Annotated in this window: 13 protein-coding genes and 1 pseudogene; 5 read left to right on the forward strand and 9 right to left on the reverse strand. The window is 73.0% G+C overall.

Annotated features, from left to right (window positions below):
• Positions 1-712 (forward strand): annotated as a pseudogene (locus tag GUY59_RS34775) (hypothetical protein); the annotation flags it as partial.
• 45 nt (positions 713-757) lie between these two features.
• Here GUY59_RS34775 and GUY59_RS34780 read toward each other — a convergent pair.
• From GUY59_RS34780 to GUY59_RS34810, 7 genes are all read right to left on the reverse strand, one after another.
• Positions 758-2,623 (reverse strand): NAD-dependent epimerase/dehydratase family protein, encoded by a 1,866-nt coding sequence (locus GUY59_RS34780; protein ID WP_161714847.1) that lies wholly within the window; start codon positions 2,621-2,623, stop codon positions 758-760.
• On the reverse strand, positions 2,620-3,552 hold the full coding sequence (locus tag GUY59_RS34785) for a methionyl-tRNA formyltransferase (protein ID WP_138207995.1): 933 nt from the start codon (positions 3,550-3,552) through the stop codon (positions 2,620-2,622). The genes GUY59_RS34780 and GUY59_RS34785 overlap by 4 nt, the downstream gene beginning before the upstream one ends.
• Positions 3,549-4,238: a PIG-L deacetylase family protein gene (locus GUY59_RS34790; RefSeq protein WP_138207997.1), complete on the reverse strand. Its 690-nt coding sequence runs from the start codon at positions 4,236-4,238 to the stop codon at positions 3,549-3,551. The genes GUY59_RS34785 and GUY59_RS34790 overlap by 4 nt, the downstream gene beginning before the upstream one ends.
• Positions 4,225-5,229: an NAD-dependent epimerase/dehydratase family protein gene (locus tag GUY59_RS34795; protein WP_138207999.1), complete on the reverse strand. Its 1,005-nt coding sequence runs from the start codon at positions 5,227-5,229 to the stop codon at positions 4,225-4,227. The genes GUY59_RS34790 and GUY59_RS34795 overlap by 14 nt, the downstream gene beginning before the upstream one ends.
• Positions 5,230-5,375: 146 nt before the next feature.
• Positions 5,376-5,735: a hypothetical protein gene (locus GUY59_RS34800; RefSeq protein WP_138208000.1), complete on the reverse strand. Its 360-nt coding sequence runs from the start codon at positions 5,733-5,735 to the stop codon at positions 5,376-5,378.
• Between the two features lie 9 nt (positions 5,736-5,744).
• Complete coding sequence (locus GUY59_RS34805; protein ID WP_138208002.1) at positions 5,745-6,650, reverse strand: WXG100-like domain-containing protein; 906 nt, start codon at positions 6,648-6,650, stop codon at positions 5,745-5,747.
• Positions 6,647-7,024 (reverse strand): YbaB/EbfC family nucleoid-associated protein, encoded by a 378-nt coding sequence (locus GUY59_RS34810; protein ID WP_161714848.1) that lies wholly within the window; start codon positions 7,022-7,024, stop codon positions 6,647-6,649. The genes GUY59_RS34805 and GUY59_RS34810 overlap by 4 nt, the downstream gene beginning before the upstream one ends.
• A 198-nt stretch (positions 7,025-7,222) precedes the next feature.
• On the opposite strand from GUY59_RS34810, the gene GUY59_RS34815 reads away from it, so the two are divergent.
• On the forward strand, positions 7,223-8,377 hold the full coding sequence (locus GUY59_RS34815; RefSeq protein ID WP_138208004.1) for an amidohydrolase family protein: 1,155 nt from the start codon (positions 7,223-7,225) through the stop codon (positions 8,375-8,377).
• A gap of 109 nt (positions 8,378-8,486) precedes the next feature.
• Positions 8,487-11,255, forward strand: coding sequence for a glycoside hydrolase family 2 TIM barrel-domain containing protein (locus GUY59_RS34820; protein ID WP_138208005.1), 2,769 nt, complete (start codon positions 8,487-8,489; stop codon positions 11,253-11,255).
• A 236-nt stretch (positions 11,256-11,491) separates the two neighbouring features.
• Here the strand turns inward: GUY59_RS34820 and tuf are convergent, their stop codons facing one another.
• Together tuf and GUY59_RS34830 are read right to left on the reverse strand one after the other, a co-directional pair.
• Positions 11,492-12,655: an elongation factor Tu gene (tuf, locus tag GUY59_RS34825; RefSeq protein WP_138207507.1), complete on the reverse strand. Its 1,164-nt coding sequence runs from the start codon at positions 12,653-12,655 to the stop codon at positions 11,492-11,494.
• A 244-nt stretch (positions 12,656-12,899) separates the two neighbouring features.
• The gene (locus tag GUY59_RS34830) at positions 12,900-13,691 is read right to left on the reverse strand and encodes a phosphotransferase family protein (RefSeq protein WP_138207505.1); all 792 of its coding nucleotides are present in this window, start codon (positions 13,689-13,691) and stop codon (positions 12,900-12,902) included.
• A 146-nt stretch (positions 13,692-13,837) separates the two neighbouring features.
• Between GUY59_RS34830 and GUY59_RS34835 the strand changes: the two genes are divergently transcribed.
• Both GUY59_RS34835 and GUY59_RS34840 read left to right on the forward strand, forming a co-directional pair.
• A complete protein-coding gene (locus GUY59_RS34835) occupies positions 13,838-15,700 on the forward strand; it encodes a S9 family peptidase (protein WP_138207504.1) in 1,863 nt (620 codons plus the stop codon).
• Positions 15,664-16,992 carry a serine hydrolase domain-containing protein gene (locus tag GUY59_RS34840; RefSeq protein ID WP_252375200.1) on the forward strand — a complete coding sequence of 443 codons (1,329 nt, stop codon included), beginning with the start codon at positions 15,664-15,666 and terminating at the stop codon, positions 16,990-16,992. The genes GUY59_RS34835 and GUY59_RS34840 overlap by 37 nt, the downstream gene beginning before the upstream one ends.
• Positions 16,993-17,055: the final 63 nt, after the last annotated feature.

Here is a 17,055-nt window from a genome sequence, read left to right on the forward strand (position 1 = left end):
CACCGCCGCGCCCACCCCCGTGGGTGCGCCGGCGGTGGCTCCGTGCGTGCCCCGCCCGGCGCCGCCGCCTGCCGCCGCAGTCGGCCCGTCCCCGCACGGCGGCAGCGTGCGGGCGCTGGTGTGCTGCGAGGGCCGGCTCTTCGCCGCCTGCGCGGACGGCGCGCTCGCCTACCGGGACGTCTCCGGTCAGAACCTTCCCTGGCGAACGATCGGCGAGACGGACGCGATCGCCCTGGCGGCACCGAGGGAAGCGCACGGTGGCCCGCCCGCCGGCCTCTACGGCGTCGCCGCCGACGGCACGATCCGCTACCGCGCCCCCGTGCCCGGCCCGGCCCTCTGGCAGGACGCCGGCCAGGCCCCTGAGGGCACCACCGGACTGGCCGCCGCCGACGAGGGACTGTTCGCCGTCACCGCCTCGAACGAGCTGTGGCACCTCCCCATCCGGCGGCTCGCCGCGCACGACTGGACCAGGATCGGCCCAGTGGTCGGCCCAGTGGTCGGCCCAGTGGTCGGCCCAGCGGCTCTGGCCGCGATGAACGGCAGGTTGTTCGCCGTCGTGGGCGACCGCATTCTCACCAGGACGGTGGACCGCCGCGACACGCCGTGGGCGGACCTCGGCTCCGCGGCGGGGCACACCGTCCTCGCCGCCGCGTCCGGCGGTCTCATCGGCGCGGGCGCCGACGGCGTCCTGCGCCGGCGCACGGTCGTATGACCCGCGGCCGGGTGGTGGCCGGCGCAGGGTGCTCCCGAGGGCCGGTCAGGTGCGGTCGCTCTCGTAGGCAAGCCACTGCGCGAACGTGTGCAGCCCGTAGTCCAGCGTCACCTCCGCCCGCCAGCCGAGCTCCACGCCCGCCCGCTCCACGTTGACGAGCGGCCCGCCGGGGCTCTCCGAGGTCTCCAGGCGCACGGGCCGCACCGCCTTGCACACCGCCTCGGTCAGCTCCCGCATGCGCCACCGCCGTCGTCCCGCGACGTTGTACACCCGTCCGGCGACCCCCTTCTCCAGCGCCGCCAGGACCGCGTGCGCCACGTCCCGCACGTGTACGAGCTGCGCGGGAGGGCCGTCCACGGACCCAGGACGGTTGAGGGAGGAGCGCAGCACCAGGTCCGCCACCGCCCCGCGCTGCGGCATGCCGGGCCCGTAGGGTTCGCCCAGCCGCAGCACGACGGCGCCGGGCGCGGACGACTCGACCGCGATGAGGGCTCGCGCCAGAGGGGCGGCCGCCGGATCTACGGGCGTCTCCTCGTCCACCCACGTGCGCGCCGGGTAGACATGACACGAGCTCAGCAGCACCCCCCCACGGCCGCCCGCGAAGGCGGCGCGGGCCAGCCGTACCTCCTCCTCGGGGTCCGCGTCCGTGTCCCAGCCGAGCGCGCAGACGTGCACGACGACGCCGGCGTCGCCTCCGGACAGGTGGAAGCCCCGGTCGGCCAGCACGTCCGCCACGTGTTGCCGGACGAACGTCGCCGCGCCACTGACGGCCACCTCCTGCCGTGCGGGAACGACGGGCGGAGCGGGGCCGTGGGGCGGCGTGCGAGCGGAGCCGGGCAGGTGCCGGGGTCCGCACGGGGCCGGCGTACCCGGTGGTCGCGCTCGCAGGCCGGCCTCCAGCCCGGCCCTGGCGACGTCGTGCAGCTCCGGCCCCAACCGGGCGAGTTCGCGCGCCCCCAGCTCGTGGCAGAGCCCGCCGGGGCCCAGGGTGGCCAGCGCCTCGTCCACGACCCGCGCGTCCCCGAGCGGCCCGCGGTGGACGACCCCCATCGTGTACGCCGTCAGCCACAGCGGGAAGTGTGGCCCGGCCCCCGCGAGTGCCCGCAGCGCGCCCGCGTCGATCCCCAGGCCCGCGAGGTGGTCGTCGCAGCGCAGGTCCCGCCACCGGCCGGTGCCCGGCACGCGTACCGCGCACTGGGCCACCCCGCGTTTGTAGAACGGGATCACCGGCAGCCGGTCGAGCACCCGGTCCTCACCGGCATCGGCCAACGGGTCGTCGGCGAAGAAGCACGGGGAGCGGCGTACCCCCTGGAAGTCGTTCTCCACGAGGCTGGCCAGGTCCTCGTGCTCGGCCAGGCTCGGCACCGCCACGTACACCGGCACCCCGGCCTGACGCAGGTAGCGGCCCATGAGCACGTCGTCGGGCCAGCTCTCGCCCTTGTCCCTGGCCCACTCCACGTATCCCGCGGCCACCTGCCTGGGCAGCAGCAGCGCCGCCACCGGTGTGTACTCGCCCGCCCCGCGCACCCAGCGCGCCCCTGCCAGCGCGCCCATCCGCACGGCGGCGCCGTTGCGCGAGTTCCAGAACGCGAACAGGGCCAGCGCGGCGCCCGGCATGGCCTGGGCCGCGCGCCCGGCCCGGTCGAGGAAGCCGCCGGACAGCGCCATGTCGTCGTGCAGCAGCACGTGGTGGGTGGCGTGCTCGGGGATGCTCGACCAGGCCAGCAGCGAGGTGCGGAACGCCGAGGGCCGGCCGTCGGGATCGGGGTCGGTGACCACGTCCAGGCCGTCCCCGGCCAGCCGGGCGGCCGCCTCCCTGCGCCGCGGATGCGCCATGACGGCTCCGCTCAGCCGCACACCCTCCTCCGGATCGGCGCCTCCGCGCGGCGGCGGGCCGGCGGACGGGCTCACGTGCCCAGGCACGCGCCGACCGCGAGCTCGTCCGACTCCAGCAGGCCGAGGGCGTCGCGCCGCTCGCCGCCCTCCCACTGGACCTCGCGCACCACCAGCAGCCCCGACCCGCACGCCACCAGCATCCCGCCGGTACCGGTCGACCAGACGGGCGCGAGCACCGTGCCCGCGGGATCGGAACCGCCGTGCTCGACGAGGTCGGCGCTGTGCACGTACAGCCGCCGTCCCGCCACGGACGTGAACGCGCCCGGGTAGGGGGCCGCCAGAGCGCGCACCCAGTCGTAGAGGTCGGAGGCGGGCCGGGACCAGTCGATCACGCCGTCCTCGGGCCGCCGTTTCTCCCACCACGACCCGCCGGGCTCCTGCGGCCGCGCCACCACTCGCCCGTCCAGCAGCAAGGGGATGTAGGTGGCCAGCAGGTCGATGTTGATCTCGGTGACTCTGCGGTACACCGCGGTGACGTCGTCGCGCCGGCTGATGGTGAACTCCCGTTGCGCGATCAGGTCGCCGGTGTCGGCGCCCTCGTCGAGGAAGAACAGGCTGACGGCGCTCGTGGTGAGCCGCTTGATGATCGTCCACGGCAGCGCGGCCCGTCCCCGCCCCTCGGGCAGCCGGGTGGGGTGCAGGCCGATCGACCCTCGCGGGCAGGCCGACAGCAGCGGCTCGCGTACGAGCTGCGACCATCCCGCGATCACGAACAGATCCATGTTCTTGACCCGCTCGTAGGCCCGCCCGTCGTTGATGTCGTCGGTCTCCAGCAGCGGGATGCCGTGCTTGTCCGACGCCTCACGCAGCGGGGCGTACCCCGAGCGGTGGCTGAGCCGCGGCGGGTAGCCGATCAGCAACGACGGCGGCGTGCCCTGCGCGACCAGCACGTCCACGGCGGGGGCGGCGAACTCCATGCCGGTGGCGAACGCGAACGTCTTCACAGGACCTCCCTGAGCACCCCGAACGCCTCGGCGTGGGCGACGCCGATCTCCGCCCCGCGCAGCGTGGCCAGCGCCGTCACCGACTCCTCGCTCCTGATGTGCGGCGAGGGCCGGTGCTGGCTCCTGTAGCCGCGCAGCGCGGCGAGTTTGCGTGTCAGGTGAGGTCCGATGTCGCAGTACGCCGTCGAGCGCGGGATCGGCCCCGAGGCCCACTGGATCTTCGACATCTCGTACATGAGGACGTTGGGCACCAGCCACTTGCCGAACTGCGGCGCGATCGGCCGGGCCGCGGCGAAGGCGGCGTGGAACACGGCGCAGTGGTCCTGGTCGTAGTCGGCGAAGCTGGGCAGCAGCAGCAGGTCGGGCCGGCGTTCGTTGAGCTCCTGCTCGAACAGGTCGACCAGCTCCCTGCGCGGCAGCGTGTCGAGCCGTTCGGTCAGGCCGCGGTCCCCGTACGCGATGTCGTACGTGAAGCCGAGCAGCTCGCGCACGGTCTCGATCTCGTGGAGGCGCTGGCCGTAGGTGGTGGCCTCGTCGAGCCCGTAGTGGCGCATGCCGTCCACGGCCAGGTAGAGGACGTGCACCTGGGCTCCGGCTTCGGCCTGCGCCGCCATCAGGCCGCCGCAGCCCAGAACCTCGTCGTCGGCGTGGGGGGAGATCACCAGGACGCGGTCAAAGCGGCGCATTCACTGCCCTTCGGTCCTCTCTGGCACGGTAGTAGTCGGCGGTGGTGAGGATCAGCTCGTCGAGCGGGATCCGGGGCCGCCAGCCCAGGTCGGTGGCCGTCCTGAGCGCGGGGATCTTGTGGAACGACTCGGCCTCCGCGTAGTGGGGGCCGTGCACGCTCCTGCCGTCCACCCTGACGATGGGGGAGGGGCTGGCGAGCAGGCTCTTGACCCGTTCCGCGAGGTCCATGATGGTGACGGCGTTGGCGGGGTTGCCGACGTTGATGATGACCTCGTCGCCCTGAAGCGCCAGGTCCATGTAGCCGGTGAGGAAGCCCGTCAGGTCGCCGGCCGCGATGAACGCCCTGACCTGGTCCCCGCCCGCGAACACCGTGATGGGCCGCCCGGCCAGCGCCTGCTGCACGAACGTCGGCATCACGAACCCGCCGGCCCGCGACTGCCGCGCCCCCGCCACGTTGAACGGCCGGATGACGATCCCGCGCAACCCGTGCCTGCGGCTGTTGCTGACCATCGCCTCGGCCAGGGTCTTGGCGACCGCGTACTCGATGCGCGTGTTGTACTGCGTCGGGACGACGATGTCGTCCTTCTCGTCGAGCACGCCGCTGCGGCCGTACACCTCGGCGGAGCTGAACATGCACAGCGGCGCGCCCGCGTTCATGCATGCTTCGATGACCGGCGCGGTGCTGCCGATGATGTCGTGGCCGAGCCGTCCGGCGCGCGACAGGATGCTGGCCGGGCCCACGTAGGAGGCGGCGTGGATGACCCGGTCCACGCCGGTGAAGTCGCCGCCCGCGGTCAGGTAGTCCTCGACGCGTTCCCTGATGACGGCGCAGCGGGGGTCGGCGTCGTAGTTCTCGCCGTCGATGACCGCGCCGGCGTTCGAGTCGATGATCCGTACGCGGTGGCCGGCCGCGAGGTAGGCGTCCACGAGATGAGAGCCGATGAAACCGAGACCGCCGGTGATGACGACTTCGCCACCTGGTGCTCGCACGGACCCGCCTTTCCCGCTCGAGGAAAACGGTCACACGGGGCTATGCCGCCCCTTTGTCATCTAGGCGGGATTAAAACAGTTTTCGTCCTTCTTGTCACCCATGGCCACAACTTTTCACCGGCGCCGGGATCCGCACGTCCACGGGGCTATAACGTGCCCCAGACGGGCTTGCCGGGGTCGGGAGGAGGAAGCGCCACCAGGACGGCCGCCACGCTCTCCCAGTCGGCCACCGTGACGTTGCCGGCCATCATCCGCAGCCGGGTGGCGACCTCGCTGTGAGCGGAGTGGAACACGCCGAGGCCCTTCATGACCTGGCCGGTGACCGCTTCGTACCCCATGCCGCCGCCCTGGCCCTTGAAGAACGTCACGCCCTCCTTGTCCTCGCCCCAGAAGTTGCCGATGGCGTCGAGTTCGTCCCCCGCCATCGCGGCGTAGCCGGCCAGGTCGCCCGCCTCGATCTCGAACGCCTCCGCCGACAGGTTGATCCGCGGTCGGTCGATCTCCATGTGGTCCTTTCAGCGTGCGGGTTTGTGAGCCATGGCGAAATACAACAGCGTCCGGCCGAGGGTCTCCTTCCAGGTGGGGGCGAGGTCGGTGCCGATCTCCCCGCTCAGGGCGTCGTACGTCGGCCCGTAGCCGATGGATCCGCTGGCCAGCCGGCTCAGGAAGTACTGGACGTCGGGGTTGGCGGCCACCTTCCTCATCAGGGGCGCGGTGGCGTCGAACACGCCGTAGAAGGCGGCCGACGCGGCGAACTCCTTCAGCGCCAGCGTCGCGTTGTCCTGGAACGATCCGGCGTCCTCGCCGCGCAACGCCTTGACCCCCGCCTTCACCGACACGTCGCCGACCGCGAAGATGACGCTGCCGAGGGAGTACTCCGTCAGCTTGCTCAGCACGATCTTGGCGACGCTGTGCTCCAGCAGCTTCGCCAGCATGCCCGCCTGCGCCCTGCGCATGAGGAACTGCGTGATCTGGTAGGCGGCACCCGCCTGCCAGGGGAAGGTGGCGATGTAGACGAAGCTGGCGAAGTTGGCCAGGGCGAGCGTCTGGTACGCGTGCCGCGCCGTGTCGATGACGTCGGCGAACTCCAGGCACGCCTCGGCGTTGTGCCGGCAGCGGCGGGCGAGCCTGGCGGCGTATCCCTCGTACTCGTCCTCCGGATACAGTTCGGCGGTGACGGCGCGCTTGTAGGCGTCCACGCCGTCACCACCGTTGTGCCTCCAGACCGCCTGGGCCGCCGGGAACGTGCGCTTCGGGCTGCCCTCGACGCGTTCGGCGAGCCGGCTCCAGACGGCGGCGGCCTTCCTGGCCTTGTCGGGGTCGCCCTGCGGATATTCGACGGCGAGCATCTCGAAGACGAAGCCGGCCAGGCCGAGGGTCCCGAAACCGAGAATGCTCGCGCGGCCGGGGTTGATCCTCAACGCCTGCGACCTCCATGGCGGCCGTCCGGGCCGGGGCCGTCGTCCAGCGGGGTTCCGGTGATGAACGGGATCACCAGGTCGGCGGCCGCCTGCTCGGCGTCGCGTGCCGCCTCGCCGGCCGCCTCCAGGATCGCCTGCGCCAGCGCGGCGGAGCCGAGGCGCATGGCGCGCGGGTCGATGCTGAGCCCGGTGAGCCCGCCGGTCTGCGTGACCTCGGCGACCACGCGTCCCTGGGCCGCCCGGCCGCGGCCTCTGACGGCGGTGACCTGGTCGTTCAGCCGCTCCAGTGCCGCCACGTCCTCGCGGTAGCCGCTGAGCAGCCTGCCGAGTGCCTGGTCGCCGGCGGTGTCGCGAGGATCCGCCGATGGTGTCATCCCCGTCTCCCTCAATACCCTGTCCTGGTACGTCGCTGTCATGAAGATCTTCTACTGTATCCACAAACAAAGCCGGACATATAGGGAGGTCCCGGACCTTTTGTGTCGGTCACCCGCCGGACGGCGGCGCGTGAACCCCTGCTCACGTGGAGGTTCGCCTATCCTGGTCGCCCACGCTGACCTTGGGAGACATCGCCGATGTCCATGGAGCTCGACCTCGTGCCCAGCGGCCTCGCGCGGGTCATCGACGAGCTGCCGCTGGTCGACCACCACGTGCACGGCGCCACCACCCGCGACCTGCCGCGCCGGGCCTTCGAGGAGATGATCGGCGAGTCCGACCGGCCGGTGCCCGAGTGGATGACCCGCTTCGACTCCCAACTCGGCCACGCGATCCTGCGCCACTGCGCGCCCGTGCTCGGCCTCGCCCCGCACTGCACACCGGAGGAATACCTGGCCAGGCGGGCCAGGCTCGGCACCGGTGAGGTCAACCGGCTGCTGCTGACGGCCTGCGGCGCCGGGCACCTCCTCGTCGAGACCGGCCACCGCGGTGACGAGCTCCTCGGGCCGGCCGGCATGGCCGAGGCCGGCGGCGCGCCCGCCGACGAGGTGGTGCGGCTGGAGACCGTGGCCGAGCACGTGGCCGCCGCCGGATGCGAGGCGGGCGCGTTCGCCGGCCGGTTCGCGGAGGCACTATGGGAGCGCACCCGCACGGCCCGCGGGCTCAAGACCGTCGTAGCCTACCGGTACGGCCTCGACTTCGACCCCGAGCCGCCCTCGGCGGCGGAGGTCACCGAGGCCGCCGGTCGCTGGCTGGCCGGAGGAGGCGGGCGGCTCGGCGACCCCGTGCTGCTGCGGCACCTTATTTGGGCCGGGCTGGAGCGCGGGCTGCCCCTGCAGTTCCACATCGGCTACGGCGACCCCGACATCGACCTGCGCCGCTCCGACCCGCTGCTGCTGCGCGGCCTCATCGAGCGAGCCGAGCCCACCGGGGTGCCGCTGATGTTGCTGCACTGCTACCCCTACCACCGGCACGCGGGGCTCCTGGCGGAGGCGTACCCGAACGTCTATTTCGACGTGGGGCTCGCCGTCACCCACACGGGGGGGCGCAGCGCGGCGCTGGTGGCCGAGAGCCTGGAGGTGGCGCCGTTCGCGAAGGTGCTCTTCTCCTCCGACGCCTGGGGCCCGGCCGAGCTCCATTTCCTCGGGACCCTGCTGTGGCGGCGGGCGATGGCGCGCGTGCTGGGCGGGTTCGTGGCCGAGGGTGAGTGGTCGGCCGCCCAGGCGGTACGGGTTGCCACGATGACCGGCGTCGACAACGCCCGCCGCGTCTACGACCTGGGCCCCGGCACGTGAGCACGACGCCGCACAGGGACCGCGCAGGCAACCGCACAGAGACCGCACAGAGACCGCCGCAATGAGACGGCAATGACGAAACCGCCGCGAAGCTCTAGGCTCGGCGGCGATGGACCTCGAAACCTTCCGCCCCGGTTCCGGCCTGCTCGAACCCCGGGCGGCCCTCCGTTCCGACGCGCCCGCGCTCGACCTCAACGGCACGTGGCGCTTCCGCCTCTCACCCGTGGCCGACGTCCCCGACGACTTCGCCCGGCCTGACTACGACGACGCGGACTGGGACGACCTGCCCGTCCCCTCCCACTGGCCGCTGCACGGCCACGGCGCCCCCGCCTACACCAACGTCTCCTACCCGGTCCCCATCGACCCGCCCCGGGTGCCCGGCGAGAACCCGACGGGCGACTACCGCCGCGCGTTCGACCTGCCCGGCGGATGGACGGGCGGGCGACTGCGGTTCGAGGGCGCCGAGTCCTTCGCCCGGGTCTGGCTCAACGGCCACGAACTGGGCTTCTGGACGGGCAGCCGGCTGCCGGCCGAATTCGACGCCGGGCCCTGGCTCAAGCCGGGCCGCAACGTGCTCGCCGTGCGCGTGCACCAGTGGTCGGCCGCGAGCTACCTCGAGGACCAGGACATGTGGTGGCTGCCGGGCATCTTCCGCGACGTCACGCTCACCCGCTCCACCGCCGACGTCTTCGTGCGCGCCTCCTGGGCCGACGGCCGCGGCACGCTCGTCTTCGACGGCGACGGCACCCTGAGCGTGCCGGAACTCGGCGTCGCCGGGCTCGGACCGGACACCGAGATCACGGTCGAGGCGGAGCCGTGGACCGCCGAGACACCCCGCCTGTACGACGCCGTGCTGACCTGCCCCGGCGAGTCCGTACGCCTGCGCGTCGGCTTCCGCACGATCTCCATCGCGGACGGCGTGCTGCTCGCCAACGGCCGCCCGCTGCTGCTCAAGGGCGTCAACCGGCACGAGTTCCACCCCCGGCACGGCCGCGCGGTCACGTACGAGACGATGCGCGAGGACGTGCTGCTGATGAAGCGGCACAACGTCAACGCCGTCAGGACCAGCCACTACCCGCCGCACCCCGCCTTCCTCGACCTGTGCGACGAACTGGGCCTGTGGGTGATCGACGAGTGCGACCTCGAGACCCACGGCTTCGGCCAGGTCGGCTGGCACGGCAACCCCACCGACGACCCGCGCTACGCCGACGCGCTGCTGGACCGCATGCGCCGCACGGTCGAACGCGACAAGAACCACCCCAGCGTCATCATGTGGTCGCTCGGCAACGAGGCGGGCGTCGGCCGGAACCTGGCCGTCATGTCCGCCTGGACCCGCGAGCGCGACCCGTCCAGGCCGCTGCACTACGAGGGTGATCGTTCCTGCGCGCACACCGACGTCTACTCGCGCATGTACGCCTCCCACGCCGAGGTCGAGGCCATCGGCCGCTACGAGGAGGAAGCGCTCGACGACCCCGCCGAGGATGCGCGGCGGCGGGCGATGCCGTTCTTGCAGTGCGAGTACGCCCACGCCATGGGCAACGGGCCCGGCGGGCTGGCCGAGTACCAGGAGCTGTTCGAACGGTACCCGCGGCTGGCCGGCGGCTTCGTGTGGGAGTGGATCGACCACGGGATCGAGCACCCCGACCACGAGTACGCCTACGGAGGCGACTACGGCGAGCCCGTGCACGACTCCAACTTCGTGATCGACGGGCTCGTGTTCCCCGACCGCACACCGTCCCCCGGGCTGCTTGACCTGAAGAAGGTGTTCGAGCCGGTCAGGTTCGAGTTCGGCGACGGCGTCGTGCGCATCGTCAACGGCCACGGCTTCCGCGACCTGTCCCACCTGGAGTTCGTCGCCTCGGTGCAGGTGGAGGGCGAAACCGTGACCGAGCACCGGCTTGACGTGCCCCCCGGCGGCGGCGAGTGCAAGGTGCCCGACGTGAGCGGCCCCGACGGCGAACGGTGGCTGACCGTGCGCGCCGTGCTCGCCCGCGACGAGCCGTGGGCGGACGCCGGCCACGAGGTCGCGTGGGGTCAGGCGCTGCTCGTACGCCACCCCGCCCGCTTCGAACGGTCGACGGCCGCGCTCGTGAACGGTGGCGCCGAGATCACCGCCGGCGACTCCGCGTTCGACGCCGCCTCCGGGCGGCTCATCCGGCTGTTCGGGATCGACGTCGAGGGCCCGCTGCTCGACCTGTGGCGGCCGCCCACCGACAACGACAGGTACGGCGGGCTCGAAGGCGCCTGGCGCGGGCTCGGCCTGCACCGGCTCACCCACCGGGTGGACGCCGTCGAACAGGGCGACGAGCTGACCGTCCGCACCCGCGTCGCGCCCGCGGCCACCGACCACGGGATCTGGGCGACGTACCGGTGGACGTTCGACGGCGGGCTGCGGCTGCTCCTCGACATCGAGCCAACCGGCGACTGGCGCGACCCGATCCCGCGGCTCGGCGTCACCATGTCGCTGCCCCGCACCTTCGACCGGGTCACGTGGTTCGGGATGGGGCCGGGCGAGGCGTACCCGGACACCGGGATGGCCGCCCGCATGGGCCGCTGGTCGGCCACCATCGACGAACTGCAGACGCCGTACGTGCACCCGCAGGAGAACGGCCACCGGGCCGAGGTGCGGTGGGCCGACTTCGGCGCGTTCAGGGTCACCGGGGATCCGGTGTTCGGGATGACGGCGCGGCCCTGGAGCAACGACGAGCTGACCCGCGCCCTCCACCGGCCCGACCTGGTGGCGGGTGACCGCGTCCACCTGCACCTTGACCTGGCCCACCAGGGCATCGGCACCGCCACCTGCGGCCCTGGGGTGCTGCCCGCGTACGAACTGCGCGCCCGCCGCTCAACCCTCCGCATCCGCTTCGACCACCCCTGACCCGGCTGCTTCCGATCGGCCCGAGCCAGCCGGCCGGGACCCAAGCCGGCCTGGCCACCACCGGCCTGGCCACCACCGGCCTGGCCACCACCGGCCTGGCCACCACCGGCCCGAGCGGGCCGGACCGTTGGAACGGGCCGGGCCGCCGGGCCGGTCGAGCCGGGTGGGTCGAGCCGGGTGGGTCGAACCCGGCCGGCCGGCGAGGTGGCCGGGCCGGCCGGGTTCGGGTGGGGTGGTCAGGGCACGGTGAGGATCGTGCCCGCGCCGACCGTCAGCCCGCCCTCGCGGATCGCGAAGCCGAGCCCGGGCTCCAGCGCGACGGCCTTGCCCAGCTCCACCGACACCTCGACGGTGTCGCCCGGCTGCGCGGGCCCGGCCAGCGTCAGCTCTCCGGGCACGTCGGTCGTGCGGACGTAGAACTGCGGCCGGTACCCGGACACGATCGCCCTGCGCCGGCCGCCCTCCTCGGCGGTGAGGAGGTAGACGCGGGCGGTGAACGACGAGCGGGCCCGCTGGCTGCCCGGCTCGGCCAGCACCATGCCGCGCCGCACCTGCTCGCGGCGCACCCCGCGCAGCAGCACGGCGGCGTTGTCGCCGGCCTCGCCCCGCTCCATCGTCTTGCCGAACGTCTCCACGCCCGTGACGACAGCGCCGAACCCGTCGCCGAACCCGACGGCCTCCACCGGGTCGCCGACGCGCACCGCGCCGCGCTCGATGGCGCCGGTGACGACGGTGCCGCGGCCGGTGACCGTCAGTACGTTCTCCACCGGCATGAGGAACGGCGCATCGACGTAGCGCACCGGCACGGGGATGTGCTCGTCCACCGCCGTGAGCAGCGCGTCGACCGACGCCGTCCAGACGGGGTCGCCCTCCAGCGCCCGCAGTCCGGACACCCGCACCATCGGGACGCCGTGGTAGCCCTGCGCGGTCAGCAGGTCCTGCAGCTCCAGCTCGACCAGGTCGAGCAGCTCAGGGTCGGCGCCGTCGGCCTTGTTGACGGCCACGACGAGGTGCTCGACGCCGACCCGCCTGGCGAGCAGCACGTGCTCGCGGGTCTGCGGCATGATTCCGTCGTGCGCGGACACGACGAGGATCGCGCCGTCGAGCTGAGCCGCCCCCGTGATCATGTTCTTCACGTAGTCGGCGTGCCCCGGCATGTCCACGTGCGCGTAGTGGCGGGTGGCGGTCTCGTACTCGACGTGCGAGATGTTGATCGTGATCCCCCTGGAGGCCTCCTCCGGGGTCCGGTCGATCCGCTCGAACGGCGTGAACGTCGCCTGCCCCCGCGCCGCGAGCACCTTGGTGATCGCCGCGGTCAGCGTGGTCTTGCCGTGGTCGACGTGGCCCATCGTGCCGATGTTGAGGTGCGGCTTGTTGCGCGCGTAGGCCTGCTTGGCCATGATGCCCTTTCCCGAGACTCCTTGAGCTTCGTGACCCGTCAGGGCCGGTCGACCTCCCCCCGCCGGGTCACTTCAGGACGAACGGGAAGAGGTCAGCGCTCCAGGCCGTCGCAGGCACGCTCGAACGCGCCCGCCGGCAGGGCGGGCGTCGCCAGGTGAGCGCGCGGGAACATGAGGAACATGATGCGGGCATCAGCACGGGGACGCAACGGGTTATTCCCGCGGGCCCCCGCGAGGCGTCGCGTCAGCGGGGCCTGAGCCGGTGGGCCAGGTCGAGCCAGTGGGTGACGTCGGAGGCGGAGTGGTGCCGGATGGCCCAGTCCACCAGCCGCAGGGCCATGTGCGCCCAGCAGACCGGCGTCAATGTGTCAGGGACGCCGGGCAGCAGATGGGGCGCGCGGCCGGCCAGGTCGAAACGGAGTGTGACCAGGTCGAAGTCGCCGTCGCCGCGGGCTGCGCCGTCCCAGTCGATCACGCCGGTCACCGTCCCCCGCGCGTCCACCAGGACGTTCTCGGGATGGAAGTCGACGTGCACCAGGTCGTCGCCCTGGAGCACGTCAGGGAAGGCCCGCCCGATCTCCTCCACCTCGCCGAGCAGCCGCCTCGTCCGGCCGTCGTACGCGCGCAGCGGCCCGTGCAGGCAGAACCCGGGTCCGTCCTCCCGCAGGTACAGCGGGAGCCCCGGCAGGTCGGTACGGCCCGCGAGCACACCGCGGCACCGCCGGTTGATCTCGATCATGGAACGGACGGTCTCCGCCGTCGGCACGCGCGCCGGGCCGCCGGGAAGCAGCTCCTGGACGACGACCGGCGGATGGACCAGCTCGTAGGCGGGCGCCGGTACGCCCGCCGCCCGCGCCACCGCCGGCAACTCGCTCACGTCGGGGCCCCGGGTGAGCACCGACCGATGGCCGTCGGGCCAGCGCACGTACGCCGCGCCGACCTCACCGCCGTGACAGGGGCCGTCGTAGGTGAGGGGCACGGGGAGCCGCTCCAGGTAGCGGGTGATGTCGAGCCGCGGCACGGGCGAGTACGTCATGAAACTTCTCCCAGGTCGGACCAGGGATCAGTATGCTCCGGCCGGTCCCGGGGTGCCGCCGCCGCTTGGACCGCGGCACAACGGAACGGGCGCCGTTCGTCGGATAGTCCGAAGAAGGGGAAAGGGCGCTGCTCTACGGTTCTGATATGCCGCGTCTCACCCTGGATGATCTCTACCGCTTCGCCGTGCCTTCCGATCCCTGCCTGCGACCCGACGGCGGCGCGGTGGCGTACACGCTGACCACCGTCGACCGGGACGCCGACGAGAACCGCACGGAGGTCTGGCTCGCCGCTCCGGGCGCCGCGCCGCGCAGGCTGGCCGGCGGGAGCGCGGCCCGGTGGTCGCCGGACGGGCGGACGCTGGCGTTCCTGCGGCCCGTGGACGGCAGGCCGCAGATCCACCTGCTCCCCATGGACGGCGGCGAGCCGGTCCCGATCACCTCGGCGGCGCTGGGCGCGGGAGCGCCGCGGTGGTCCCCCGACGGGACCCGCATCGCGTTCAGCGCGCCGGTGGGGCCCGGCGGGCGGGCCCCCGACGCGGACGCGCCCGTGGTGATCGACCGGCTGGAGTACAAGGCGGACGGCACGGGGCTGCTGCGCGGGATGAGCGCCCACCTGTTCGTGGTGGACGTGGCGAGCGGAGAGACGACCCAGGTCACCGAGGGCGGCTTCTTCGCGGGGGAGCCGTCGTGGAGTCCTGACGGGACGCGGCTGGCGTTCGTCGCGGACAGGGAGGATGAGCGCGACCTGGAGAGGGGCGGGGCCGTCCACACCGTGGCGCCGGGCCGGCAGCCGCGGCGGCTGACCGGTCCCGGCCTCATCTGCACCGGCGTGTGGTGGCAGGGCGAGCGGCTGGTCGTCACCGCCACGAAGGGCGGCCCGGCCGGGCACGTACGGCTGTTCACGCTCACACCCGGCGGCGTGCCCGAGGAGGTCGAGACGGGGCTGGACCGCAACGTCATGACCGGCGCCCCCGGCTACCCCGGCGCCGCGCCCGCGCTGCTCGCCGGTGACGACCTGATGTTCTGTGTCCGCGACCGCGGCTGCACCCACCTGTACCGGCCGCGGGGCGAGCGGCTGGTGCCCGAGGAGACGAGCGTGTCTGGGGCGAGCGCGGCGGCCGGCCGGATCGCGTACGTGGCCGCGACCCCCCACAGCGCCGGCGACGTCTACCTGGGCCGGCCGGGCGAGACCCCGGAGCGGCTCACCGACCACGCGCTCGACGGCGTCGAGCTGTTCACGCCCGCCCGCCGCACGTTCACCGCTCCCGACGGCACCCAGGTCGAAGGCTTCGTGCTGCGGGACGAGAACGCGGCCACCCCCGGCCCGCTCCTGCTCGACGTGCACGGCGGCCCGCACAACGCCTGGGCCCCCGTGCTCGACGGCTTCCACCTCTACCACCAGGTCCTGGCGGCGAGGGGCTGGACGGTGCTCGCGCTCAACCCGCGGGCCAGCGACGGCTACGGCGAGGACTTCTACACCGCGGCCGTCGGCGCGTGGGGGCTGGCCGACGCGCAGGACTTCCTCGCCGCCGTCGACACGCTGGTCGAGGAGAACGTCGCGGACCCAGGCCGGCTGGCCGTCACCGGGTACAGCTACGGCGGCTACATGACGTGTTGGCTGACGGGACACACCGGCCGCTTCAAGGCCGCGATCCCCGGCGGATGCGTGAGCGACCTGAGCAGCATGGCGGGCACCTCGGACCTGGGGCAGCTGATGAAGGTGCACGAATGGGGCGGCGACCTCGCGGCGCAGTCGCCGATCACGTACGTGTCCGAGGTCACCACCCCCACGCTCCTCCTGCACGGCGAGGGCGACGACCGCTGCCCGGTCGGCCAGTCCGAGCAGTGGTTCGCCGCGCTGCGCGAACGGCGGGTGCCGGTCCGGCTGGTGCGCTACCCCGGCGCCAGCCACCTGTTCATCCTGAACGGCCGGCCCTCACACCGGCACGACTACAACGAAAGGATCATCGCGTGGCTGGAGCAATGGGTCAGCGGCTCGCCGAGCTGATCGACCGGTACGAGGTGCCCGGCGCGGCGCTGGCGTACCTGCACGAGGGGGAGCCGCACGAGTTCGCGGCGGGCACGCTCAACACCGCCACCGGGGTGGAGGCCACCCCGGACGCGCTCTACCAGATCGGCTCGGTCACCAAGGTGTGGACCGCGACCCTGCTCATGCGGCTGATCGAGCGCGGCCGCCTGACGCTGGACACCACGGTGGCGGAGGTGCTGCCGGAGTTCAGGGTCGCCGACGCCGAGGTCACCAAGACCGTCACCATCAGGCATCTGCTCTCCCACACCAGCGGCATCAACGGCGACCTCTTCCTCGACACCGGCCGCGGCGACGACTGCGTGGAGAGGTACGTCGAGGCGTGCGCCGAACTGACCCAGAACCACCCGCTCGGCGTCACCCAGTCCTACTGCAACTCCGGGTTCGTCATCGCGGGCCGGGTCGTCGAGCGCCTGACCGGCGAACGCTGGGACGACGCGCTGAGGAAGGAGATCGTCGAACCGCTCGGCCTCACCCACACCTGGACCCTGCCCGAGGACGTGCTGCGCTTCCGCGCCGCGATGGGCCACGTGGACGGCGGCGCGCCGGCCCCGATGTGGGGGCTCATGCGCTCGGCCGGCCCGGCGGGGCTCATCTGCGCCCGCCCCGCCGACGTGGTCGCCTTCGCCCGCGCCCACCTGCGCACCACGGGGGAGGGCGGCCTGCTCGACGACCCGCAGGCCATGTGGGAGCCGCAGATCGACATCCCCAACCCGCACACCGTGGGCAAGCAGTGGGGCATCGGCTGGATCCTGGACGAGTGGGACGGGCAGCGCGTCATCTCCCACGGTGGCAACACCATCGGCCAGCACGCCATGCTCTGGGCCGTCCCCGGCACCGGCACCATCGTGTGCGTCACCGCCAACGGCGGCCACTCCGGCGCCTTCACCCGCGCTGTGGCCACGGAGCTGTTCGCCGAGCTCGACGGCCTTACCGTGCCTCCGCAGCCGGAGCCGCTCGACCAGGCCGCGGACGTGGACGCCTCCCGCCACACCGGCGTCTACGAGCGGGTTGGCGCGCGCATCACGGTGTCGCAGCGCGACGGGCGGCCCTGGCTGCGTTACGAGGCCACGGGCGCGCTGGCCGCCCTGCAGCAGGAGCCGGAGGAGTGCGAGCTGCGGCCCGTGGACGACGTCACGTTCGTGTGCCGGATGAACGGCTCGCCCGACTGGGCGTCCGTCGTGTTCTACGAGCTGCCCGACGGCTCCCCGTACGTGCACATGGGCGCCCGCGCCACCCCGAGGACCGGCTGAGGAGGCGGCATGGACCTGCGGGCCGGGCCGCATGCCTGCATGACGGCCGGGCGGTGCCGCGTG

Source organism: Nonomuraea sp. K271, from assembly GCF_009908215.1.
Lineage (GTDB): Bacteria > Actinomycetota > Actinomycetes > Streptosporangiales > Streptosporangiaceae > Nonomuraea > Nonomuraea longispora.